20 protein-coding genes are annotated in these 21,705 nt (G+C 54.3%); 16 read left to right on the plus strand and 4 right to left on the minus strand.

Annotated elements, in window-relative coordinates; genetic code table 11:
- From ACIPZE_RS24805 to ACIPZE_RS24880, 16 genes are all read left to right on the plus strand, one after another.
- Positions 1-502, plus strand: a 502-nt coding sequence (locus ACIPZE_RS24805) for a S1 RNA-binding domain-containing protein (protein ID WP_400775935.1), incomplete at its 5' end; no start/stop codon positions are given.
- Positions 503-707: 205 nt separating this feature from the next.
- Positions 708-1,739 carry an acyltransferase family protein gene (locus tag ACIPZE_RS24810; protein ID WP_400775937.1) on the plus strand — a complete coding sequence of 344 codons (1,032 nt, stop codon included), beginning with the start codon at positions 708-710 and terminating at the stop codon, positions 1,737-1,739.
- A 242-nt stretch (positions 1,740-1,981) separates the two neighbouring features.
- Positions 1,982-2,260, plus strand: coding sequence for a hypothetical protein (locus ACIPZE_RS24815; protein ID WP_283438939.1), 279 nt, complete (start codon positions 1,982-1,984; stop codon positions 2,258-2,260).
- 146 nt (positions 2,261-2,406) lie between these two features.
- A complete protein-coding gene (ihfB, locus tag ACIPZE_RS24820; RefSeq protein WP_003189779.1) occupies positions 2,407-2,703 on the plus strand; it encodes an integration host factor subunit beta in 297 nt (98 codons plus the stop codon).
- Positions 2,704-2,730: 27 nt separating this feature from the next.
- A complete protein-coding gene (locus ACIPZE_RS24825) occupies positions 2,731-2,970 on the plus strand; it encodes a LapA family protein (protein ID WP_400775940.1) in 240 nt (79 codons plus the stop codon).
- A gap of 225 nt (positions 2,971-3,195) precedes the next feature.
- Positions 3,196-4,272 carry a dTDP-glucose 4,6-dehydratase gene (gene rfbB, locus ACIPZE_RS24830; protein WP_283438937.1) on the plus strand — a complete coding sequence of 359 codons (1,077 nt, stop codon included), beginning with the start codon at positions 3,196-3,198 and terminating at the stop codon, positions 4,270-4,272.
- Positions 4,269-5,162, plus strand: coding sequence for a dTDP-4-dehydrorhamnose reductase (gene rfbD, locus ACIPZE_RS24835; RefSeq protein ID WP_283438936.1), 894 nt, complete (start codon positions 4,269-4,271; stop codon positions 5,160-5,162). The genes rfbB and rfbD overlap by 4 nt, the downstream gene beginning before the upstream one ends.
- Positions 5,159-6,049, plus strand: a complete 891-nt coding sequence (gene rfbA, locus ACIPZE_RS24840) for a glucose-1-phosphate thymidylyltransferase RfbA (protein WP_283438935.1) — start codon at positions 5,159-5,161, stop codon at positions 6,047-6,049. Before rfbD ends, rfbA begins: the two co-directional genes overlap by 4 nt.
- Positions 6,050-6,101: 52 nt before the next feature.
- Positions 6,102-7,025 (plus strand): glycosyltransferase, encoded by a 924-nt coding sequence (locus ACIPZE_RS24845; protein ID WP_283438934.1) that lies wholly within the window; start codon positions 6,102-6,104, stop codon positions 7,023-7,025.
- Positions 7,022-7,975 (plus strand): SDR family oxidoreductase, encoded by a 954-nt coding sequence (locus ACIPZE_RS24850; RefSeq protein WP_283438933.1) that lies wholly within the window; start codon positions 7,022-7,024, stop codon positions 7,973-7,975. Before ACIPZE_RS24845 ends, ACIPZE_RS24850 begins: the two co-directional genes overlap by 4 nt.
- 398 nt (positions 7,976-8,373) lie before the next feature.
- Positions 8,374-9,366, plus strand: a complete 993-nt coding sequence (locus ACIPZE_RS24855; protein ID WP_283438932.1) for a glycosyltransferase family 2 protein — start codon at positions 8,374-8,376, stop codon at positions 9,364-9,366.
- 115 nt (positions 9,367-9,481) lie between these two features.
- The gene (locus ACIPZE_RS24860; protein WP_283438931.1) at positions 9,482-10,300 is read left to right on the plus strand and encodes an ABC transporter permease; all 819 of its coding nucleotides are present in this window, start codon (positions 9,482-9,484) and stop codon (positions 10,298-10,300) included.
- A complete protein-coding gene (locus tag ACIPZE_RS24865) occupies positions 10,287-11,597 on the plus strand; it encodes an ABC transporter ATP-binding protein (protein WP_400775999.1) in 1,311 nt (436 codons plus the stop codon). The genes ACIPZE_RS24860 and ACIPZE_RS24865 overlap by 14 nt, the downstream gene beginning before the upstream one ends.
- Positions 11,594-15,838: a glycosyltransferase gene (locus ACIPZE_RS24870; RefSeq protein ID WP_400775942.1), complete on the plus strand. Its 4,245-nt coding sequence runs from the start codon at positions 11,594-11,596 to the stop codon at positions 15,836-15,838. Before ACIPZE_RS24865 ends, ACIPZE_RS24870 begins: the two co-directional genes overlap by 4 nt.
- Before the next feature lie 97 nt (positions 15,839-15,935).
- Entirely contained in the window at positions 15,936-16,946 is a 1,011-nt protein-coding gene (locus ACIPZE_RS24875; RefSeq protein WP_283438928.1) for a glycosyltransferase family 4 protein, read from the plus strand.
- Between the two features lie 106 nt (positions 16,947-17,052).
- Positions 17,053-18,147 (plus strand): acyltransferase, encoded by a 1,095-nt coding sequence (locus tag ACIPZE_RS24880; RefSeq protein ID WP_283438927.1) that lies wholly within the window; start codon positions 17,053-17,055, stop codon positions 18,145-18,147.
- A gap of 91 nt (positions 18,148-18,238) precedes the next feature.
- On the opposite strand, the gene ACIPZE_RS24885 is transcribed toward ACIPZE_RS24880, so the two are convergent.
- The 4 genes from ACIPZE_RS24885 to ACIPZE_RS24900 are packed head-to-tail and all read right to left on the minus strand — an operon-like array spanning position 18,239 to position 21,630.
- Positions 18,239-18,634 (minus strand): GtrA family protein, encoded by a 396-nt coding sequence (locus tag ACIPZE_RS24885; RefSeq protein ID WP_283438926.1) that lies wholly within the window; start codon positions 18,632-18,634, stop codon positions 18,239-18,241.
- Positions 18,631-19,587: a WxcM-like domain-containing protein gene (locus ACIPZE_RS24890; RefSeq protein WP_400775946.1), complete on the minus strand. Its 957-nt coding sequence runs from the start codon at positions 19,585-19,587 to the stop codon at positions 18,631-18,633. The genes ACIPZE_RS24885 and ACIPZE_RS24890 overlap by 4 nt, the downstream gene beginning before the upstream one ends.
- Positions 19,584-20,519 carry a glycosyltransferase family 2 protein gene (locus tag ACIPZE_RS24895; RefSeq protein WP_186567835.1) on the minus strand — a complete coding sequence of 312 codons (936 nt, stop codon included), beginning with the start codon at positions 20,517-20,519 and terminating at the stop codon, positions 19,584-19,586. The genes ACIPZE_RS24890 and ACIPZE_RS24895 overlap by 4 nt, the downstream gene beginning before the upstream one ends.
- Position 20,520: 1 nt before the next feature.
- Positions 20,521-21,630, minus strand: coding sequence for a DegT/DnrJ/EryC1/StrS aminotransferase family protein (locus ACIPZE_RS24900; protein ID WP_283438924.1), 1,110 nt, complete (start codon positions 21,628-21,630; stop codon positions 20,521-20,523).
- Positions 21,631-21,705: the final 75 nt, after the last annotated feature.

A 21,705-nucleotide genomic window follows, 5' to 3' on the forward strand; every position in this document is an offset into this window, starting at 1 on the left:
GTCCGACATCTCCTGGAACGAAGTTGGCGAAGAAGCTGTTCGTCGTTTCAAGAAGGGCGACGAACTGGACACCGTTATCCTGTCGGTTGACCCAGAGCGCGAGCGTATCTCCCTGGGTATCAAGCAACTGGAAAGCGATCCGTTCTCCGAGTACGTCTCGGTTAACGACAAAGGCGCAATCGTTACTGGCACCGTGAAAGAAGTTGACGCCAAAGGCGCCATCATCGTTCTGGCCGACGATATCGAAGCGACTCTGAAAGCCTCCGAAATCAGCCGTGACCGCGTTGAAGACGCGCGCAACGTTCTGAAAGAAGGCCAGCAAGTAGAAGCCAAGATCATCAGCGTTGATCGTAAGAGCCGCGTAATCCAGCTGTCGATCAAATCGAAAGACGATGCTGAAGAGAAAGAAGCTATCCAGAGCCTGAAAGCAGCTCCGGAAGGCGAAGCAGCTGACACCACTATGGCGGCACTGCTGCGTCAAGCAATGGCCAAACAGAACTGAGTTCTGCTTGATCATTAAAAAGGGCGACTTCGGTCGCCCTTTTTTGTGCCTGAAATATTCCATGCTTCGATTATCTGAATAGCTTGTTTGTGATTTTTTTACGGCTCACTGTCGCAAACGCTGCAATTTTTTGGGTCTTTTCGAGGCTGTAGGCTTCGGTAGTGCGTCGTGCTAGGCTTGCCGCTCAAAAAGGTGGAGTGAATTGATGATTGGGCGTTTTTCGGGGGCTGACGGTATTCGCGGTCTCGCCTGTCTGATGGTGCTTTGTGCACATGTGCCAGGGTTTTTCTTCCCTCAGATAGCGGGATATTTTTCTGGAACCGGCAAGTTTGGCGTTTGGTTGTTTTTTGTATTAAGTGCTTTCCTGCTGACAAGCAAATTTGCGCGCAACGGCTTTTCTTTTTCTGAGCTTGTCGGCTATGCAGTCGGCCGCTTCCTGAGAATCGTGCCTTTGTTTCTGCTTGTTGTCGTTCTCTACTGGTATTTCAATGTGGCAGGGATCGCGACAGTCGAGGATGTTGCCAAGGCTGCGACCTTCAGGCAGGGTTACTCCCACTTGTGGACGATTCCGGTAGAGTTCAAGTTTTATTTCTTTCTGCCGTTCATAGCATTTGCTTTTATTTTCGTGGAGCAGCGGTTTGGTGCTGTTGCGGTGGCGGTTTTCGCGCTTTCGCTAATTATTGTTCATCAGTTGTTATGGCCGTATTGGCTGACTCCGGAAAACAGCATTTCCACTCACTGGTACATTCCAAGTTTCATTTTTGGATGCTATGCCGCGGTGTCTATCGAGGGAGTTGGCAAGTGGTTGACGCCTCGAATGGCAACAGGATTTGCTATTGCGGTGGCGATAGCGCTGCTTGGTCTAAGTCCTGGTGGCAGGAATGTGATGTTTGCCATGCCGCTCGATGGCTGGTTGATGGACAAGTTCATATGCCTCAGTTTTATCTGGATGGTATTTGTTCTGGCGCTGGCCAACGGGCAGGGGCGGATTGGAGGGTGGATGCAATCTGTCGTGCTAAGAAAGCTGGGGGCGTGGAGTTACTCTATTTATCTGATTCACTGGATTTTTTATCAGAAGCTCTCCCTATTACAAAAAGGAGGACTCTACGCGTTGTTAGCGTTCTTTGGCGCTATTGCGGCTGGGGCGGCCATGTATGTCTTTATCGAGTCGCCCATTGAGCGCTTCAGGCACTCTCTACAGGGTAAATTAAAACAAAAACGGCCCATAGCGGCCTGAAATCAGCCCGCCGTCCCGCGGGCTTTTTTCATGGTGTTGTGCAATTTTGTGGGCGCCCGGTTGAACGTGCTTGGTTCCGTCGCAGGTATTGCTCTTTGGGTTGTGGAGCGTGGGGGCTTGAAGGTGAAACCATTCATTGATCGGGGGTGTCTGTTGAATGGGGCGGGCTGGATATCAATTCGAGGCTAGTCTTACCTTTAATTGAAAGGCTGCCGGAGCGGTTGTCCGCAATAAGGAAATGGATGAACAAGATCATTGTGCTGATTGTGATGGTGCTGTTGGCCGGTTGTACCACGAGTGCAAAAACTCATGCGGTAAGAGGTGTCAGTGGTATTGAGGTCGACTGTTCGGGCCTGGGGTCGGGATGGGATCGATGTCTCAAACGTGCAGCGAAGGAGTGCAAGTCATCGGGATACAAGGTTGTTGCGAGGTCCGATGATGCGCGGGAAGAGGATGATTTTCCGTTCGGCTTCAATCCGGCAGGTTACCTGACCCGGACCATGGTGGTGATATGTCGGTAGACGGCTCGCTGGTGGTGCGGCGGGCGCAGAGGTGAGGGGGGGATGCCTCTGAATGGATATGTCAACTTCCAGACTGTTCAAATCCTTGCGGGCATGCTAAAACCTTTTAAGCGCTGATCTAGCTGCTTGAAAAAGAAGGGAAAAATATGACGAAGTCGGAGTTGATCGAACGAATTGTCACCCATCAAGGGCTGCTCTCATCCAAGGATGTGGAGTTGGCCATCAAGACCATGCTTGAACAAATGTCCCAGTGCCTGGCAACCGGAGATCGTATCGAGATCCGCGGCTTTGGCAGCTTCTCCCTGCACTATCGTGCACCGCGTGTGGGGCGCAATCCAAAGACAGGTCAGTCTGTCAGCCTTGACGGAAAATTCGTTCCACATTTCAAACCGGGCAAAGAATTGCGTGATCGTGTGAATGAGGAAGAGGAGGAGGGCGTTTGATCTTCGCTGATTATCAGGGAGCTGCTCATGCGTAATATCAAGCGCATCCTTCTTGGCGTTTTTATTCTTTTGCTGGTATTGGCGATTCTTGCGTTTGTGCTTGAGAACCAACAAACGGTGTCGTTGTTGTTTTTAGGCTGGGCTGGTCCTCAGCTGCCAGTGTCCCTGGTAGTGGTGGCAGCGTTGCTGATCGGTATGTTTATCGGTCCGATACTTGGCTGGTTTATGGGACGCTCGTCCAGAGCCGCGCGCAAGCGTCTTGTCTGAAAACGACAAGCGCATGGCGTCTGTCGAAATTGCACCTCTGCCTGTCTATATCCATTAGTAAAAGATTCATTAAGCTGTAAAATGCGTCCCTTGTTCGATAGTGGCCTATTCCCACTTCGATTCAGACTGACTCTGACGGAAGCCTCAGGTTTGATGGCTTCTGCATTCATGGATTAGACAGTGCTCGTTGGTGTCACTGTCCGCAGCTCAAGGGTATGGTTTCGCGTGAAAATTCTAGTTACCGGCGGCGCCGGGTTCATCGGCTCGGCAGTCATCCGTCACATCATTTCCAATACCTCCGACGCCGTGATCAACGTCGACAAGCTGACGTATGCCGGTAACCTCGAGTCGCTGGCTGAAGTCAGCGGTGATTCGCGCTACGTGTTCGAACGTGTCGACATTTGTGATCGTGATCAGATCGACCGTGTCCTGCGTGAACACCAGCCAGATGCCATCATGCACTTGGCTGCAGAATCTCACGTCGATCGCTCGATTACCGGTCCGTCCGAGTTCATCCAGACCAACATCATCGGCACTTACACTCTGCTGGAAGCTGCGCGCCATTATTGGGCGGCACTGGATGATGCGCGTAAAGCCAACTTCCGCTTCCATCATATTTCGACTGACGAAGTTTACGGAGATCTCGAGGGTCCGGAAGACCTCTTCACCGAAACAACGCCTTATCAGCCAAGCTCGCCTTATTCGGCCAGCAAGGCCAGTTCCGATCACCTCGTTCGCGCCTGGGCCCGTACTTATGGCCTGCCAACGTTGGTCACCAACTGCTCGAACAACTACGGCCCTTGCCACTTCCCGGAGAAATTGATCCCGCTGATCATTCTCAATGCGCTGGAAGGCAAGGCGCTGCCGGTGTATGGCAAAGGCAATCAAGTCCGCGATTGGCTCTATGTCGAAGATCACGCTCGCGCTTTGTATAAAGTCGTTACCGAAGGTGTAATCGGTGAGACCTACAACATCGGCGGTCACAACGAGAAGCAAAACATCGAAGTCGTGCATACATTGTGTGCGTTGCTGGATGAGTTGCGTCCGGACTCGGCTCATCGCCCGCACGCCAGTCTGATTACCTATGTTCAGGATCGTCCTGGGCATGACCAGCGTTATGCCATCGACGCCAGCAAGATCCAGCGTGAACTTGGCTGGACGCCGCAAGAAACATTCGAAACCGGTATCCGCAAGACTGTCGAGTGGTACCTCAACAACACTGAGTGGGTTGCTCACGTCAAAAGCGGTAGCTACCAGCAGTGGATCGACCAGAACTACGCGGATCGCACGAACAAGGCATGAAAATTCTCCTGCTCGGCAAAAATGGCCAGGTAGGTTGGGAGCTGCAACGCTCCCTTGCCCCGCTTGGCGAGTTGATCGCGCTCGATCGTCATGCCGTTGATGGTTTATGTGGCGACCTGTCCAGTCTGGATGCGTTGCGTGCAACTATCCGGCGAATCAGGCCCGATATCATCGTCAACGCGGCTGCGTACACCGCTGTCGACAAAGCTGAATCGGAAAGCGAGCTGGCTGATCGTGTGAACGCGCAGGCGAGTCGGCTCATGGCCGAGGAAGTCGCGATTCTGGGTGGCTGGCTGATTCATTACTCGACCGATTACGTCTTCAATGGACAAGGCACCACACCTTGGCAGGAGACTGATGCTGTCGCTCCGGTCAATCAGTATGGCGCAAGCAAACTGGCGGGTGAGCAAGCCATCACGGCGTCCGGATGCAAGCATCTGATCTTTCGAACAAGCTGGGTCTATGGCGCTCGCGGCAATAATTTCGCCAAGACCATGCTGCGCCTGGCCAAAGATCGCGACACGTTGAGCGTCATCGCCGATCAGATCGGAGCGCCAACAGGGGCTGATCTGATTGCCGACGTTACAGCATTGGCCATTCGCCAGGTGTTGCAGCAGCCCGAGCTGTCAGGTTTGTATCATCTGGCGGCCGCTGGCGAAGTGTCCTGGCATGGTTATGCAAGTCATGTGATTGCGTTTGCTCAAGATAACGGCGAGCAGCTCGCCGTCGAGACGGTCAATCCGATCGATACGACTGCTTATCCGACGCCCGCGCGTCGGCCTCTGAACTCACGCTTGAATACTCAGAAGCTGCGCGACAATTTTTCTCTACACTTGCCGGATTGGCAAAGTGGTGTAACCCGAATGCTTAGGGAAGTTCTGAACAAATGACCACGACAAATCGTAAAGGCATCATCCTCGCCGGTGGCTCGGGCACGCGCCTGCACCCGTTGACCCTTGGCGTCTCGAAGCAGATGTTGCCGATCTACGACAAGCCGATGATCTTTTATCCGCTGTCGGTGCTGATGCTCGCCGGTATGCGCGAGATTCTGATTATCTCAACCCCTGAAGACTTGCCTTGTTTCCGCAAGCTTCTGGGGGATGGCAGTCTGTATGGCATCAAGCTGACTTATGCCGAGCAACCAAGCCCCGATGGCCTGGCGCAAGCTTTCATCATTGGTGAAGAGTTTATCGGCGATGATCCTTGCTGCCTGATCCTGGGCGATAACATTTTCTACGGCCAGCATTTCTCCGACAATCTGCGTTCGGCGACCAACCAGCAGCACGGCGCCACTGTATTCGGTTACCACGTTTCCGATCCGGAGCGTTTTGGTGTGGTCGAGTTCGATGCTTCCGGCCGCGCGCTGAGCATCGAAGAAAAACCGTTGAAGCCAAAATCCAGCTATGCCGTGACAGGCCTGTATTTCTATGACAATCAGGTTGTACAGATTGCCAAGAACATCAAGCCTTCGGAGCGTGGAGAGCTGGAGATCACTGACGTCAATCGTGCCTACCTTGAGCAGAAATCGCTGAATGTGGAGATGCTGGGGCGTGGTTTCGCCTGGCTGGATACCGGCACTCATGATTCCCTGCTGGAAGCGAGCCACTTCGTTCACACGATCGAACAGCGTCAGGGGTTGAAAGTCGCCTGCCTGGAAGAAATCGCCTATCACAACGGCTGGATTACTGCCGAGCAGCTGGCCGCTCAAGCGGATGCGCTCAAAAAGACCGGTTACGGCCAATACTTGCAGAAGCTGTTGGACACGCCTTCACGCTGATCGAAATACCTTTTTCGAGCAGTAGTGTTTAACCGGTCTAATCAGGATTGGCATGCCAGTAGAACATCCCAAGGTTGCAGTGTTGTTGGCGGCCTTTAACGGCATGCGCTGGATCGAGGAGCAGTTGGCCTCGATCCTTGACCAGTCAGCCGTCGACGTAACCGTTTACATCAGTATCGACCCCTCCACTGACGGTACCGAAACCTGGTGCGCGGACTATGCTGCGCGCCATGCGCAAGTGATTGTCCTGCCTGAAGCCGGCAGCTTTGGCGGCGCGTCGCGTAATTTCTTCAGGCTGATTCGCGATGTGCCTGTGGAAGAATATGACTTCATCGCCTTCGCTGACCAGGATGATATCTGGAATCTCGACAAGCTTGATCGCGCGACTCAGGCGATCCGGTTACGTCAGGTTGACGCCTACTCCAGCAATGTCACGGCCTTCTGGGCAGACGGGCGAGCTTGTCTGCTCGACAAAGGGCAGCCGCAAGTCGCCTGGGATTATTTGTTCGAGGCTGCAGGTCCGGGCTGTACCTATGTCATGAGCCGACAACTGATGACGCAGTTAAAGGCGTCGATGCTCGCCAATTGGGACGAGTTGCAGCAGGTCAGCCTGCATGACTGGTATTGCTACGCCTACACCCGCAGTCACGGCTTAAGCTGGTTCATCGATCCGTTGTCGTCCATGCAATATCGCCAGCATGAGCAAAATCAAGTGGGGGCAAATACCGGTATCGGTTCGTTGATTGATCGTTACAAGACGATTCACGATGGCTGGTGGTTTTCCCAGGTGCGGTTGATCGCGAAGCTGGTGGGTGTCGGGGACGATGTATTCGTGCGGCGCTGGTTGTCGTTAGGCCGCAGGCAGCTGTTGAGATTGTCCCTGAGTGCCCGGCATTGCCGGCGTCGAAAGCGGGACAAGGTGTTTTTCTTCTGTATTTGTTGGGCCACTGCGGTCATTGGGAAAAAAGCTGAATGACGAAGCGCCGGGTGTTGGTTACAGGTGCCACCGGTTTTGTCGGTGAGGCAGTGGTTTTTCGCATGTTGCTGGACAAGGCGTATGCGCCTGTTGCCGCCGTGCGCGGTGAAAGCCGGTTGAGCGGTTTGTGCGATGTGGTGCCGTTCGACTTGAGCGCCAGCATTGAACTGCCAGCGTTGATGCAGATTGATACGGTGGTTCACTGTGCAGCCCGCGTCCATGTGATGAGTGATACTGCCGCCGACCCTCTGGCAAAATTTCGTGAGATCAACGTCCAGGGCACAACGCGCCTGGCGCGCAAAGCGGCCGAGGCGGGTGTCAGGCGTTTTGTGTTCATCAGTTCGATCAAGGTCAACGGTGAAGCGACATTGCCCGGAATGCCCTTCAAGGCTGACGATCAGCCCGCACCCGTTGATCCCTATGGTGTTTCCAAAGGCGAGGCGGAAGAGTGCTTGCGTGAAATCGGTCGTGAGACCGGCATGGAGATTGTCATCATCCGTCCGCCGCTGGTGTATGGCCCGGGTGTAAAAGCCAACTTCCTCAGCATGATGAGCTGGTTGCGCAAAGGCTTGCCGTTGCCATTGGGGGCGTTGCGAAATCAGCGCAGTCTGGTGGCGCTGGGCAATCTCGTGGATCTGATTGTTACCTGTATTGCGCACCCCGCAGCGGCGAATCAGACGTTTCTGGTCAGCGATGGCGAAGACTTGTCTACCACTCGCTTGCTGCGGCGTATGGCGGCGGCTCTGGATAAGCGGGCCTTTTTGTTGCCTCTGCCGAAAATGCTGCTGCGAGCTGCTGCACAATTGGTGGGTAAAGGGGATATGGCGCAAAGACTTTGCGGTTCACTGCAGGTCGACATCGATAAAACCCGCTTGCTGTTGCAGTGGTCGCCTCCTGTCAGTGTCGACAAGGCGTTGAAGGTCACAGCGATGCATTACCTCGATCATTGATCAATTCGCGTGCTGTTTTCGAATGGAGTTGAAGGTTTAGGGGAGTAGTGGCCATCGATCTGCAAGTGCCAATTGGCAGAATGCCACCCCTTTTGCCAATGCAGGGCGCTTGATACCCTACGCCCCCCCAAACCAATGCAGCTTTGCCGGGCTATTGAAGTTCAATCCAGGCCGATGCGATTTCAATTTTCCGGTGCTGTGAATGCCCGACCGTATTTCCTTCAGTGATATCACCGGGCTATCAAGTGGCTTTGACTCATTGTTATAATGGCAAATTTTGCGCAGTCGGAGCGGCCCATGAGAAGAGCATGTAAGGCTTGCCCCAATGATAGTGCGCAGTTTGATGGCGGGCGAATCAATCCCGTCATTATTTTATCCTTAACGCAATGGAGTGCTCGGTGGTAGTCCCTCTTCCGCAAGCTGTTCAGACAGGCAATTTACCTCCCCGCGAGCCGGGTAAAGGTTCGCACGCTTCGCGCGTCACAATCCTTATGTGTACTTACAACGGTGAGCGTTTTCTGTCTCAACAACTGGATTCCATTGCTCGTCAAAGTTTTCAGAATTGGGATGTCGTGGTATCGGACGATGGCTCAACCGATGGCACTCTGGACATGTTGCGCCAATACGCCGAGGCCTGGGGCGAAGGCAAGCTGACTGTCCGGCAAGGCCCGAAGCGAGGTTTCGCTGCGAACTTTCTGTCACTGGCCTGCATTGCCCCCGCTCAGTCGGATTTTTATGCATGGGCCGATCAGGATGATATCTGGCAAGACTGCAAACTCGAGGTGGCTCTCAAGTCGCTGCAGCTGTTGCCGATGGATATTCCAGCATTGTACTGCGCGCGTACTGAATTGATTGACGATGCGGGAGCGGTGATCGGCAGTTCGCCATTGTTTGCACGGCCGGCCAGTTTTGCCAATGCGTTGGTGCAGAGCCTTGCCGGTGGCAACACCATGGTTTTCAACCGTTCGGCGCAAGCGCTATTTCAGGCAGCCGGAGCACATCTCGATATAGTGTCCCATGACTGGTGGGCCTATCTGTTGGTGACCGGTGCGGGCGGACAAGTTGTCTACGATCATGCGCCGACCATTCTTTACAGACAGCACGATACCAATTTGATCGGTTCCGACATGGGCGCGCGCGCGCGTTTGGCAAGATTGCGCATGATGTTCAGCGGGCGCTTCAAAGGATGGAACCAGAGGAATATCGTTGCCCTTGAATCGGTTCGCGCAAGTTTGAGCGAAGAGAATCAATTGACCCTGGATCTGTTTCAGAAAGCCCGAAAGTCCCGGGGCACGGCGCGATTCTTGTGGTTGAGACGGTCCGGCGTCTATCGACAGACTATGTGGGGTAGCCTGGGACTGATCCTGGCCGCGATCATTAATAGAATATGAAGATATTCGCGTTTGCAGGACGCTTTGCACGCTTTCTGCAGGCACGTTAGCGGTATTTGAACGAGAGAATTTTTGATGAGGTTCATCTCCCTGCGTTTTTTTAGGTGTGTGTTTAATGCGTAATTTTTCGATTTCGCCGAGGGAATTGCTCGGTAGCTTGTGGCGCAATCGCAGCATGATCAAAGCTCTGGTGCAGCGAGAGGTTGTCGGGCGCTATCGCGGGTCTTTCATGGGGATTCTGTGGTCGTTCTTCAATCCGGTGTTCATGCTGGTTGTGTACACGTTTGTCTTCAGTGTCGTGTTCAAGGCTCGCTGGAGTGGCGGCAGTGATTCCAAGACAGAATTCGCGCTCATCCTGTTCGCGGGGCTGATCGTATTCAACCTGTTCGCCGAGTGCTTCAATCGCAGCCCGACGTTGATTCTTTCCAACGCCAACTACGTCAAGAAGGTGGTTTTCCCGCTGGAAATCCTGCCGTGGGTCACCGTGGGTTCCGCACTGTTTCATATGGTGATCAGTCTGATCGTATGGCTGATCGCCTATGTCTTTCTGTTTGGTACGCCGCATCTGACGGTCTTGTTGTTCCCGCTGATCATGTTGCCTCTGGTGCTATTGATCATGGGATTGACGTGGGCCCTGGCATCGCTCGGGGTTTACTTGCGTGATGTCGCGCAATTCATCGGGATCCTGACCACCGTACTGATGTTCCTCTCGCCCATTTTCTACCCGGCGAGTGCCTTGCCCGAAAAATATCAACACTTGCTGATGTTGAACCCGCTCACGCCAACCATTGAATACGCACGCGAAGTGCTGTTTTGGGGGCGTATGCCTGATTTCACTGTTCTGGGCATTTATTTCGCAGGCTCACTAGTGGTCGCCTGGCTGGGCTTTGCCTGGTTCCAGAAAACTCGAAAAGGATTTGCTGATGTCATCTGAGATTGCCATCAAAGTTCAGAATCTCAGCAAATGCTACGAGATTTACGACAAGCCACATGACCGTCTGCTGCAGATGCTCAGCCGCGGCAAGAAGAAATATTGCCGGGAGTTCTGGGCGCTCCACGATGTCTCGTTCGAGATTCGTAAAGGCGAGACCGTGGGGATTGTAGGCAAAAACGGCAGCGGCAAGTCCACGCTGTTGCAGATCCTCTGCGGAACCCTCAACCCTACCGGCGGCACCGTGGAAACCCACGGCCGGATCGCCGCGTTGCTTGAACTGGGCTCGGGTTTCAATCCCGAGTTTACAGGCCGCGAAAACGTCTACCTGAACGCAACTATCCTCGGTTTGAGCAAAGAAGAGATCGATGAAAAGTACGATGCAATCATCGAGTTTGCGGACATCGGCGAGTTTATCAATCAGCCGGTAAAAACCTATTCCAGCGGGATGCTCGTCCGCCTGGCGTTTTCCGTTCAAGCGCAGGTCGAGCCGGACATTCTCATTGTTGACGAAGCGTTGGCCGTGGGTGATGCGAAGTTCCAGGCGCGCTGTTTCGATCGCTTGAAGAAGTTAAAGGAAAATGGCACCAGCATCCTCCTCGTGACGCATTCGAGTGAGCAGATCGTGACTCATTGCGACAAGGCATTCCTGTTGAATGACGGTGTGCAGTTAGAGCAAGGCGAGCCACGCAAAGTCGTCAATCGCTATCTGGATCTGCTGTTCGGCAAGACCCAGAACTCTGTGGTGACTGAACTCGAGCCTGCTGTCGACGCACCGGAAACGTATCACACGCCTGAGGGCGGGATGGACGTGTTTGATACGCACCCCAACTACAATCCCAATGAGTATCGTTGGGGCGATCGCGCGGCAACGATCATCGACTTTCATCTAAGCGCTGATGGTCAAGAGTATCCCGTCGCAGTTGACACCGGCGCGAAACTCAAGCTGGCCGTGTTCGTCAGATTTGATACCGATCTGGTTTGTCCAATCCTCGGCATGACCATCAAAACCAAGGAAGGTGTAACCGTCTACGGCGTGAACAGTGAAACGCTCGACTCTGCGGATTTCCGTGCCTTTGGGCGCAAGGGCGATATTGTCGAGGTCGAGCTGTCGATTGCCTGCGAACTGGCTCCGGGTGACTACTTCATTTCCCTAGGCGTTTCGACCAAAGACGGTGAAGAAGTGACCCCAAGGGATCGCCGTTACGATTCTGTGCACCTTCAAGTGCGGCCGACAGACAAGTTTTTTGGGCTGGTAAATCTAGATTCGAGCATTCGTGCCAAAAAGGTTACAAATTGAATACTTTACTGACGCAAGCGGGCTATCAACTTAACGAAGAACTCAAGATCTGGTCGCGACCGGATTACGCGAGTATCAATTACAGTGACGGCGATACCACCGAACTGCGCATCAAGTACTTGATTGACAAGGCACGTGATGTCAGTGTTTTCTCCGATGAACTACGTGGCTGGTGTACGGATTGGCCATCGCTGTATTACCTGTCCAGCACTCGCGCGAACCTGCTGCGGGTGTTTGATGCCGATCTTCGCGGTGACGTCCTGGAAATCGGCGCTGGCTGCGGCGCCATTACCCGCTATCTGGGCGAGCAGGGCGGCAATGTCCTGGCGCTGGAAGGCAGTGCCCGCCGCGCAAGCATTGCCCGCGCGCGCACCAGAGACTTGCCGAACGTATCGGTGCTGGCCGAAACATTCGAAAGCTTCCAGATTGACAAGAAGTTTGATGTCATCACGCTGATTGGTGTTTTTGAGTACGCCAACCTGTTTGTGTCGGGTGAGAACCCGGGCGCGAACATGCTTGCAAAAGTCCGTTCGTTGTTAAAGCCGGACGGTTTGCTGATCATCGCCATCGAGAACCAGTTGGGCCTCAAGTATTTTGCAGGCGCACCGGAAGATCATGTTGTTACACCGATGTTCGGTGTCGAGGGTCGCTACAACAGTGCGACCCCACAAACTTACGGCAAGCAGGCGCTGGCTTCGCTATTGTCCGGTGCCGGCTTCTCGTCCAACGAATTTTTTGCGCCATTTCCGGATTACAAACTGCCGGTTTCGATTGTCACGGAAGAAGGCTTTGTCGACCCTGATTTCGATGCTGCGGCTTTTGCCTGGCAAAGCGCCCAGCGCGACCCGCAGTTGCCTGAGCTGTGTACGTTTTCGCTCGAGTTGGCGTGGCCGCAGATCTGCAAGAATGGTTTGGGCATGGACATGTCCAACTCCTTCCTCATCGGTGCTTCGCCGGTTGCCCGTAAAACCCTCGATAAAGGAACGCTGGCCGTTCACTTCAGCAGTGACCGCCGGGCTGAGTTCTGCAAGAGCTCCTCGTTCAAAAAAGGTGCTGACAGCTCAATTCGCGTTCACTACGAGAAGTTGGCCGAGACGCAAGCGGCGCCAGCTGTGGACTCTATCGTCGAATTCAAACTGACGGCCTCAGAGCCTTATGTCAAAGGGCAGGTTCTCTCGACGAAGTTGATCGAGATCGTCAATGCCGAAGGCTGGACTTATGCCCAGGTAGGCGTATTCCTGAACGGCTACGTGGATATACTGAAAAATATTTCCGGTGAGCAGCCGGGGGCAGATGGTTTGTTGCCGGGGCATCTGTTCGATGCCGTACCGCAGAACATTCTGATTGATCAGCAAGGTGCGCCTCATCTGATCGATAAAGAGTGGTCGCTGACGGTCGGTTTGCGCATCGAATTTTTGCTGTTCAGGGCACTGCGGCAATTGCTTGGGTCGGTGACTCGCTTCAGCCCATGTGCTGATTTCGCTACAGCCACTTACAAGGAATTCGTGTTTGCCGCTTCTGCGGCGGCTGGCTATTTGATCGACGAGGCAGATGTTCACCAATTCCTATCGCTGGAAGCCTCTGTACAAAGTGCCGTCAATGGTCGCGAGCCAAGCGAGTTTCTAACGTGGGAAGAGGATCGTCGGGTTGTCATCGACAACTTGTTGATGGCTTTCAACAAGTCTCAGGCCGCTTTGGCTACAGAAACACAAGCGCTGGACGCTGCCGGACGAGAAATTGAAAGAGTTGCGGCCGAGTCTCGACAGCTGCAAAGCGAACTCGAAAGTGCTCAGTCGGAACGCTACCGTTTGTCTGTGAGGCTGGCTGAAAGTCAGGTGGCCTACAATGATGTGATCCATTCGAACTCCTGGTTTATCACCAAGCCGATCCGGTTTGTCGTTCGTTCATTGCGTAATGGCAAAAAGGCTTTACGCAGCAACGTGGAAAGCTGCAAGCGCGCAACCACCGTTTATCTGCGTGACCAGGAGGTCAAGGCTCCGGTATCTGCTGACAAGAGTTACATCGTCGAGGCGCCAATCGCCCGTGCCCGGTCCGTGACCGTGATCTTGCCTGTCTATAAAGGCATCGAGATGACCAAACGCTGCATCGAAGCTGCCATGCCAGGCATTCTTTCGATGCCGGGTTCAAAGATCATTGCGATCAACGACTGCAGCCCCGATGCCGGTATGCTGGACATGTTGCTCGAGCTCGAAACGCAATGGCCAGGCGTGCTGACGGTTCTGGACAACCCGAATAATCTGGGGTTCGTCAAAACCGTTAACCGTGGCATGCGCCAAGCTGGCGAAGATGACATCGTGTTCCTGAACAGCGATGTGATCGTTCCGCAAAACTGGCTGGAACGACTCACCGCAGAAGCCTACAGTGCACCGAATATCGGTACGGTGACGCCGTTCTCGAATAACGCGACCATCTGCAGTTTCCCGGCCTTCCTGTACGAAAACGAACAGGCGTTCGGGCTGGACGTTCATCAGATCGACAAAGTCTTTGCCGGTGCTCGACTGCCGAATGTGAAGGCACCGACCGGTGTCGGCTTCTGCATGTACGTGCGCCGCGATTGCCTGGACGTCGTCGGGCTGTTGAACGAGGAAAAATTCGGCCGTGGCTATGGCGAAGAAAACGATTTGTGCCAGCGTGCCCTCAAGGCTGGCTGGTTCAACGTCATAACTCCAAACCTGTACGCGTTCCATGAAGGCGGTGTCAGTTTTTCCTCGACCAAGCAGGCTTTGATCGAAAATGCCTTCAAGGCCATTGTCGAACTGCACCCGGACTATCACCTGGATATTCAGACGTTCATTGCTGAAGATCCGGTCAAGCTGGTACGCGTCAATCGTCTGGTTCAGTTGCTGTCGACACTGGATCGTCCCAAGATCCTGCAGGTTTCCCATGAGGCCGGGGGCGGGGTCAAGCAGCATGTCGAGGAACTGAGCGAAGCGCTTCAGGCGAATGCCTACAACCTGATTCTCACGCCGCGCAAGGGTACCGGCGCCGTCTCGCTGTACATGGGCACATTCCCTGGGGCAGACGAACTGGTATTCCGTCTTCCGGAAGAACTCCCGATGCTGGTGGACTTGCTTAAAGGCTGCGGTGTCGGATTCGTCCATTTCCATCACTCTCTTGGATTGAACCCGGCACTGTTCGACCTTCCGGTGCAGTTGGGGACTGAGTATGCATTGACGGCCCACGACTTCTACTGGATCGGTGGCAACCCGACGTTGACCAACGACGCGGGTGTTTTTCCTGGCCAATATTCCGATGATTTGCTCAATCCTGCTTTCCCTCTGCCCGATGGTGTTTCGGCAGCCGCGTGGCGAGATCAATTGAGAGGCTTCATCGAAAACGCGAAAACGGTTGTTTTCCCGTCCGAGTACACGCTGTCGCTTTACCAGCAGCACTATGCTCTGCAGCGTCCGATCGTGGCGCTGCACGTTGAAGAGAAACGACCTGTCAGTTCTGCGGTGGCGGCGATCAGTGCCAAGCCGCGGTACAACGTGGGTGTGCTGGGTGCGCTGGGCAAAGAAAAAGGTGCTGATTATCTCGAGCAACTGGCTGCGAAGGCGAAGGCTGCAAGTGCGCCCTTCGACTTCAAGCTGCTTGGGTTTGCCTATCGGGAGTTGAAAGGCGTTTTCACCACCGGTCAATACGATGCCGCTGACCTTGCGCGTTTGATGGCGGAACATGATCTCGACTTGATCCTGTTTCCTGCGCAGTGGCCGGAAACCTACAGCTACACGCTCAGTTATGCGCTGCAGTCGGGTTTGCCGATCATTGCGCCGGATATCGGTGCATTCCCCGAGCGTCTGGCCAGCCGTGAACATACGCTCGTATACCGTTTTGGCATCGAGCCGGCAGAGCTTCTGGGGGCGATGGGTGCATTTGTGAAGTCGTCGGTTGCCGGAGACTCCGTCCGGGCGCCATCACATGTCCAAAGCCTGTTGAATGCTGATTTCTACGATGTCGATTATTTGCAATTAGTGAATAGCGATGTGCCGCACCAGGAACACCTCGGTTTCCTCGAACTTCCTGCAGCGAGTGCTTCGGCAGCCGAGTACGAAGTGCCGCTGACCACCCGGGAGATCGCGCTGCTCGCTCTCTGGACGTTGTACCGCAAGCCTGGCATGCAGCGACTCAGCCGTGCGGTTCCGTATGGCCTGCGTCAGAAAATCAAGAGAAAGCTGAGCAAGCGTCCACTTCACGAAATTGTCGACCTGCACAAAAACTGAGCCGGTTATGCCCCCTTACCGCTGAATTTCAGCGGTAAGGGGCTGAGTATTTTGACGCAATGTCGAATTCGAGTTTTGCAAAGGAGCCACTGGGCTTATGAGTAGCGTTTGGCTTGTGCCAGTGGTTTTCGCCAGTGCCTTCATTTTAACGGCGCTCTTGCGCCGCTATGCCTTGTCCAAAAGCCTTATCGATATTCCCAACGACCGGAGTTCTCACACTATTCCGACCCCGAGGGGCGGAGGCGTGGCGATCGTGGTCACTTTTCTGGCCGCGCTTTGTCTGTTGTTTGTAGGGGAGTTGATCCCCACAGGACTGTTTGTCTCGGCGATGGGAGCCGGCGCTTTGGTCGCAATTATTGGCTTCATGGATGATCATGGCCACATCGCTGCACGTTGGCGGCTCTTGGGGCATTTCGCCGCGGCTGCATGGGCACTTTATTGGTTGGGAGGCTTGCCGCCGATTCATGCATTTGGCCAAGTGGTCAATCTGGGCTGGGTCGGGTCGGCATTGGCGGCTTTTTATCTCGTATGGATGCTCAACCTCTATAACTTCATGGATGGTATCGACGGGATCGCCGGTGTCGAGGCGGTCACGGTTTGCCTGGGTGCATGCCTGCTGTACGCGTTAGGCGCCGATGCCCCGTTGATTGGGTCGACTCTATTGCTCGCTGCCGCTGTGGGCGGATTCCTGGTCTGGAATTTCCCGAAGGCGCGGATCTTCATGGGCGATGCCGGCAGCGGGTTTCTTGGTCTTATTCTGGGCATTCTCGCGCTTGCGGCCAGCTGGGTGTCATTCGAGCTGTTTTGGGGATGGCTGATCCTGCTGGGCGTTTTTATCGTCGACGCAACGTTTACGCTCCTGCGCCGGCTGCTTCGCGGCGAGAAGGTTTATGAGGCTCACCGCAGTCATGCCTATCAGTTTGCTTCGCGTCGATATGCCCAGCATTGGCCCGTCACGGTTACAGTGGGGTTGATCAATTTGCTGTGGTTGCTGCCGATTGCCGTATGCGTCAGCCGATTATGGCTGGACGGGGTGGCGGGGCTCATCCTTGCTTATGCTCCTTTGGTGTTTCTTGCCTTCAAGTACCAGGCAGGAAAGGCGGAGTAGAGCTGATCGGAGCACCCGGTTGCATTCGTAATGGCAGCATAATCCTGCTGCACTTACGTGATAACATGCGCGCGCCGAATAAAAGGTAACAAAACGAGTTCGCGTAATGATCGATATTAAAAAGCCAACAACAACACTTGGCGACATGGTAAAGCTTCGCGCCAACAATTTTGACTTGCTCAGATTGTGCGCGGCCTTGGTCGTCTTGATTACCCATAGCTTTGCGCTCACGGGAAAATCGCCGGCAACCTGGTATTCCCTGTTTATGGGGTATGAACCGGGAAGCCTGGCGGTCAGCGCTTTTTTTGCGATCAGTGGTTTTCTGATTGCGGGTTCATTGGAGCGCCGTACGTTCACGGAATATTGGCAGGCACGCGCCTTGCGCATTATCCCGGCACTGGCGGTCACTTCGTTCGTTTCTGCATTGATATTGGGCCCTGTTTTCACCGCGCTGCCGCTTGGTGAGTATTTCCAGAACTCCGGCACCTATCGTTATCTGACCAATTCGATTCCGTATCAGACAGCGTTCGTACTGCCTGGCGTCTTCATGGATGTTACCTATCCGCAGACGGTGAACGGTTCGTTGTGGACGATCCCGATCGAAGCGTTTTGCTATGTAGCGCTGGCCGCGATTTTCTTCGTCGGACGTAGAACCTTTTCACTGGTTGTACCGGTAATGGCGTTGATTTCGGCGTTCTTTGTCTGGTTGTTTTTCCACGGCCCCATCGCACCAATCACGTTTTTCGGTACGACTGAAGTATTGCCGGTTCTGCGTTTCGGTCTGATGTTCCTGGTCGGTACCTTCCTCTGGAAGTACAAGGACATCGTGCCATTCAAAGGCAGCATCGCAGCAATGTGTCTGGTTGTACTGTTGATCGGCTCGCGATTTGGTTATACCAACCTGGCGCTGTTCATTGCGCTGCCGTACTTGCTGATGTACCTGGCTTATCGTCGTCCTGTCTGCGTAGACGGCATGCGCAAGCTCGGCGACCTATCTTATGGCACCTATCTCTTCGCCTTCCCGATCCAGCAAGCGCTGGTGTCGATCTCCCACAAGTCGATCAACGGCTGGTGGTTGGCGATTGCCGCCAGTGTGCTTTCCATGGGCTTGGCGTGGTTCTCGTGGCGGTACATTGAAAAGCCGGCGATGCAGTTCAAAAAGAAGTTCTCGGCACCGGTGGTGCTTGAAAAAACAGCCTGACCTGCAGGCATAAAAAAACCCGGCTTGCCGGGTTTTTTTATGCCTGCAGGTCGTCAAAAAAACTGTTCAGGCTGGATGTCTACGGGGCTGTTCAATGCGCTGGCGTTTTACCCTTCACAAACACCAACTTGCTCAGCACAAAGGTCAGCGGCAGCGTCAGTGCAATGGCTGCGAGTGGCGCCAGATATTCGGGAAGTGACAGCTTCTTGACCCACAGCCAGACAATAATAACGCCCAGGACGTACTGCGCCAAATAGACAAAAGGGAACAACAGGGCTGACTTCATTCCTTGGTGTTCTTTGAATACGAAGAAACGGCTGAGCATGAACGCCAGAAAGATTCCGCAGACGTAACTGATTGAGTAACTCCAGATATAAGGCAGGAAACTCAATAAAATCAGGTACAGAACGTAGGTCAGTGCAGTGTTGAGTCCTCCGGTCAGAAGAAACCGGACAAACTTGATCTCCAGCAGTTTTTTCAGATTCATTCTGTCGAAACTGCCTGCTGCTTCTTCTCGATCAGGAACTGATCGTAGTCACGGATATAGTCGTCGGCCATGTAGTGTTCCGAGGCGAACACCAGCAGGACGGCGTCCGCCGAATACTTGTACTGAATGCCCCAGGTCATCGCTGGCAGGAACAGGCCCAGCGTGTGGTTGTCCAGAACGAACTCCTGGCGATGCTTACCGTTGTCGGCAACGACATGTACTGTGCCTTTAACCGCTACCAGAAACTGGTGGCATTCGCGGTGAGCGTGCTCGCCACGGGTTTCTGCCGTTGGAACGTTGGTTACCAGAAAGTAACGTTTCACTTCGAACGGCACATCTTTACCGCATTCGCCGACACTCAGGCTGCCGCGCATATCGACGGCTTCCATCATGCGGTGCAGCGTGACGCCGCAAGGGTAGACATCCGATTTGCCGACCTTGACCGGATTTTCCACCAATGCACCATCGGTAGGCTTGGCATCGACGTAGCCGATGATTTTTGCCGGGTTGCCGACCACGATGGCATTGGGTGGAACCGATTTGGTGACCACTGCGCCTGCGCCGATCATTGCCGAAGTGCCAACGATGATGCCCGGCAGAATCGTTGAGTTGGCGCCCAGAGAGGCACCTTTACGAATAATGGTTCGGGAGAATGCTTCTGGATAGACCTTGCTGCGCGGGAACTTGTCGTTGGTGAATGTGACATTCGGTCCAACGAAAACATCGTCCTCAATGGTGATGCCGTCCCAGACCTGCACGCCGCATTTCAGTGTCACGCGGTCACCGATGATGACGTCGTTCTCGACGAACACGTTGTCGCAGATATTGCATTCGGCGCCGATCCGAGCGTTCGGCAGCACATGGGCAAACGCCCAGACCCTCGAGCCGGCGCCAATAGTGGACGATTCACAAATCGCACGGTCGTGAACGAAAAAATCCCGCGAATCACTCATTTATTGGCTCCAAACTCAGAAACTTTCATAGGGATCGCCAGTGGGCGCCCTTTGGTATTTTCATAGGTGCGCCAGGCATACGAACCGATCACGCCCAGTCCCAGCAGATTCAGGCTGCCCAGCAGCGTGATGGTGAACAAGGTCATCGCGTATCCGGGCACGTCAATAAGGCCACCCAGCTTGGCCAGCACGACACTGAATCCATAGAGTGCAGAAAGCGCCGACCCCACGGCCCCGATCCGGATCAATAACCGGATCGGCAGGTCGGTAAACGAGAAGACGCTATCCATCAGGTAATTGACCTTCTTGCGCAGCGTCCAGGCCGATTTCCCGTGCTCTCTGGCCACCCGGGAATAGTGGACGATCTGACGACGGAAGCCGAGCCAGAAAATCTGGGCGATCAGCGAACTATGCCGCTCTTCAAGCTTCAACAGATTGTCGCGAAACTCCAGATTGCAGCCGAACATATCGACGCCGCCGGCCGGCATTTCCGGAATCACGTAGCGCTTATAAAGTCCCCAGAATGTTTTCGAAGCGAGCTTTGACAGGAACGGATCCTGACGGCTTTCTCGCACGCCTACGACAACATCCACTGGTTCGGTATTCAGCACTCGATTCATGGTCAGAACCAGGCTAGGTGGTTCCTGCAGGTCGGCAGCCATGACAGCGAACGTCGTGCCTTTACCGTGCTGCAGGCCGGTTCTGATCGCCATGAAAGAGCCGAAGTTCTTCGACAATAGAATCAGCTGCGACGCGAAATTTTGCAGTGGCAGGCTGTCGCGCAGAATCTCATACGAGCGATCCGGGCTGCCATCTACAACGAACACCACTTCCAGTGCTCCGTGAAGCTCGACATTCAAGTTGTCGACAGCCTTCAACAGTGAAGGGAGTGATTCTTCGTTGCGATAGACCGGAATGACGAGCGACAGCACGTTAAGTCCTCTGTTTGAAGTAGCTGTTGACCACTTCAATGACGCGGTTTACCTGAGATTCTGTCAGCCCTGGGAAGCAAGGCAGGGACACGAGGCGAGAGCACGCCGACTCGGTAACCGGCAGGTCGAATTGCTCGGTCAACGTGTAGGCCGTCTGCCAATGATCGGGTACCGGGTAATGAACATCGGTGCTGACGCCGTGCTCTTTCAGGTACTGGGTAAAGGCCTCTCTGTCCGCTACACGCAAGACGAACAAGTGCGCAACAAAATCGTTTTCCAGGCTGACCGGAAGTGTTACCGGCAGGCCTTTGAGCCCCTGGGTATAACGGCGAGCGATATGCCGGCGTTGTTCATTCCATTGGTCCAGCAGAGGCAACTTGACGCGAAGAATCGCAGCCTGCATTTCATCGAGACGGCTGTTGCGGCCAAGGGCTGTGGTGACGTGATACTTGGTCGACCAGCCGTACTGGCGCAGCGTACGTAAGCGTTCGGCAATTTCGACGGAGGACGTGACGATTGCCCCGCCATCGCCCAAAGCCCCGAGATTTTTTGTCGGATAAAAGCTGAAGCAGGCCAGATCGCCGAAGGAGCCACATTGGCCGCCGGATGATCTTGCGCCGTGAGATTGAGCGCAATCTTCCAGCACCGCCGCACCTGCCACCTTCGCCATTTGGGCAAGCGTTTCGATTTCAGCCAGTTGACCATAAAGGTGAGTGACGATCACGACTTTGGCCGGCCGGGACAGCGCTTTTTCCAGAGAAGCGGGGCACATGGTCAGCGAATGTTCGTTTACATCGACATACACCGGCTCGGCGCCCACGGCGCGAATGGCCGTGCTGCTGTAGAAACCGGCATTGGCCACGGTAATGACACGATCACCCGGGCCTACGCCAAGCGCAAGTAAAGCGATCTCCAATGCTTCGGAGCCATTCGCGACGGAGATGCAATGCTCAACGCCTACATAGTCGGAAAATTCGCGCTCAAAGGCTTTGACCTCCTCGCCCATGATGTACCAGTGTCGATTGACTACCCGCATCAGGGGTTCGGAGAAGTCGATGCCTGCGTTCGCCGCGGCTGCAGAAAACAACGGAACGGTTTGATTCACTTCCATGATTTATCCAGAAATATATGGCGGAGCACTTGATGATGGGCGAAATGTTACTACAGATGTTGCCGCGCATGTCGG

This window comes from Pseudomonas sp. NPDC089741, assembly GCF_044748825.1.
GTDB classification, from domain to species: domain Bacteria; phylum Pseudomonadota; class Gammaproteobacteria; order Pseudomonadales; family Pseudomonadaceae; genus Aquipseudomonas; species Aquipseudomonas helmanticensis.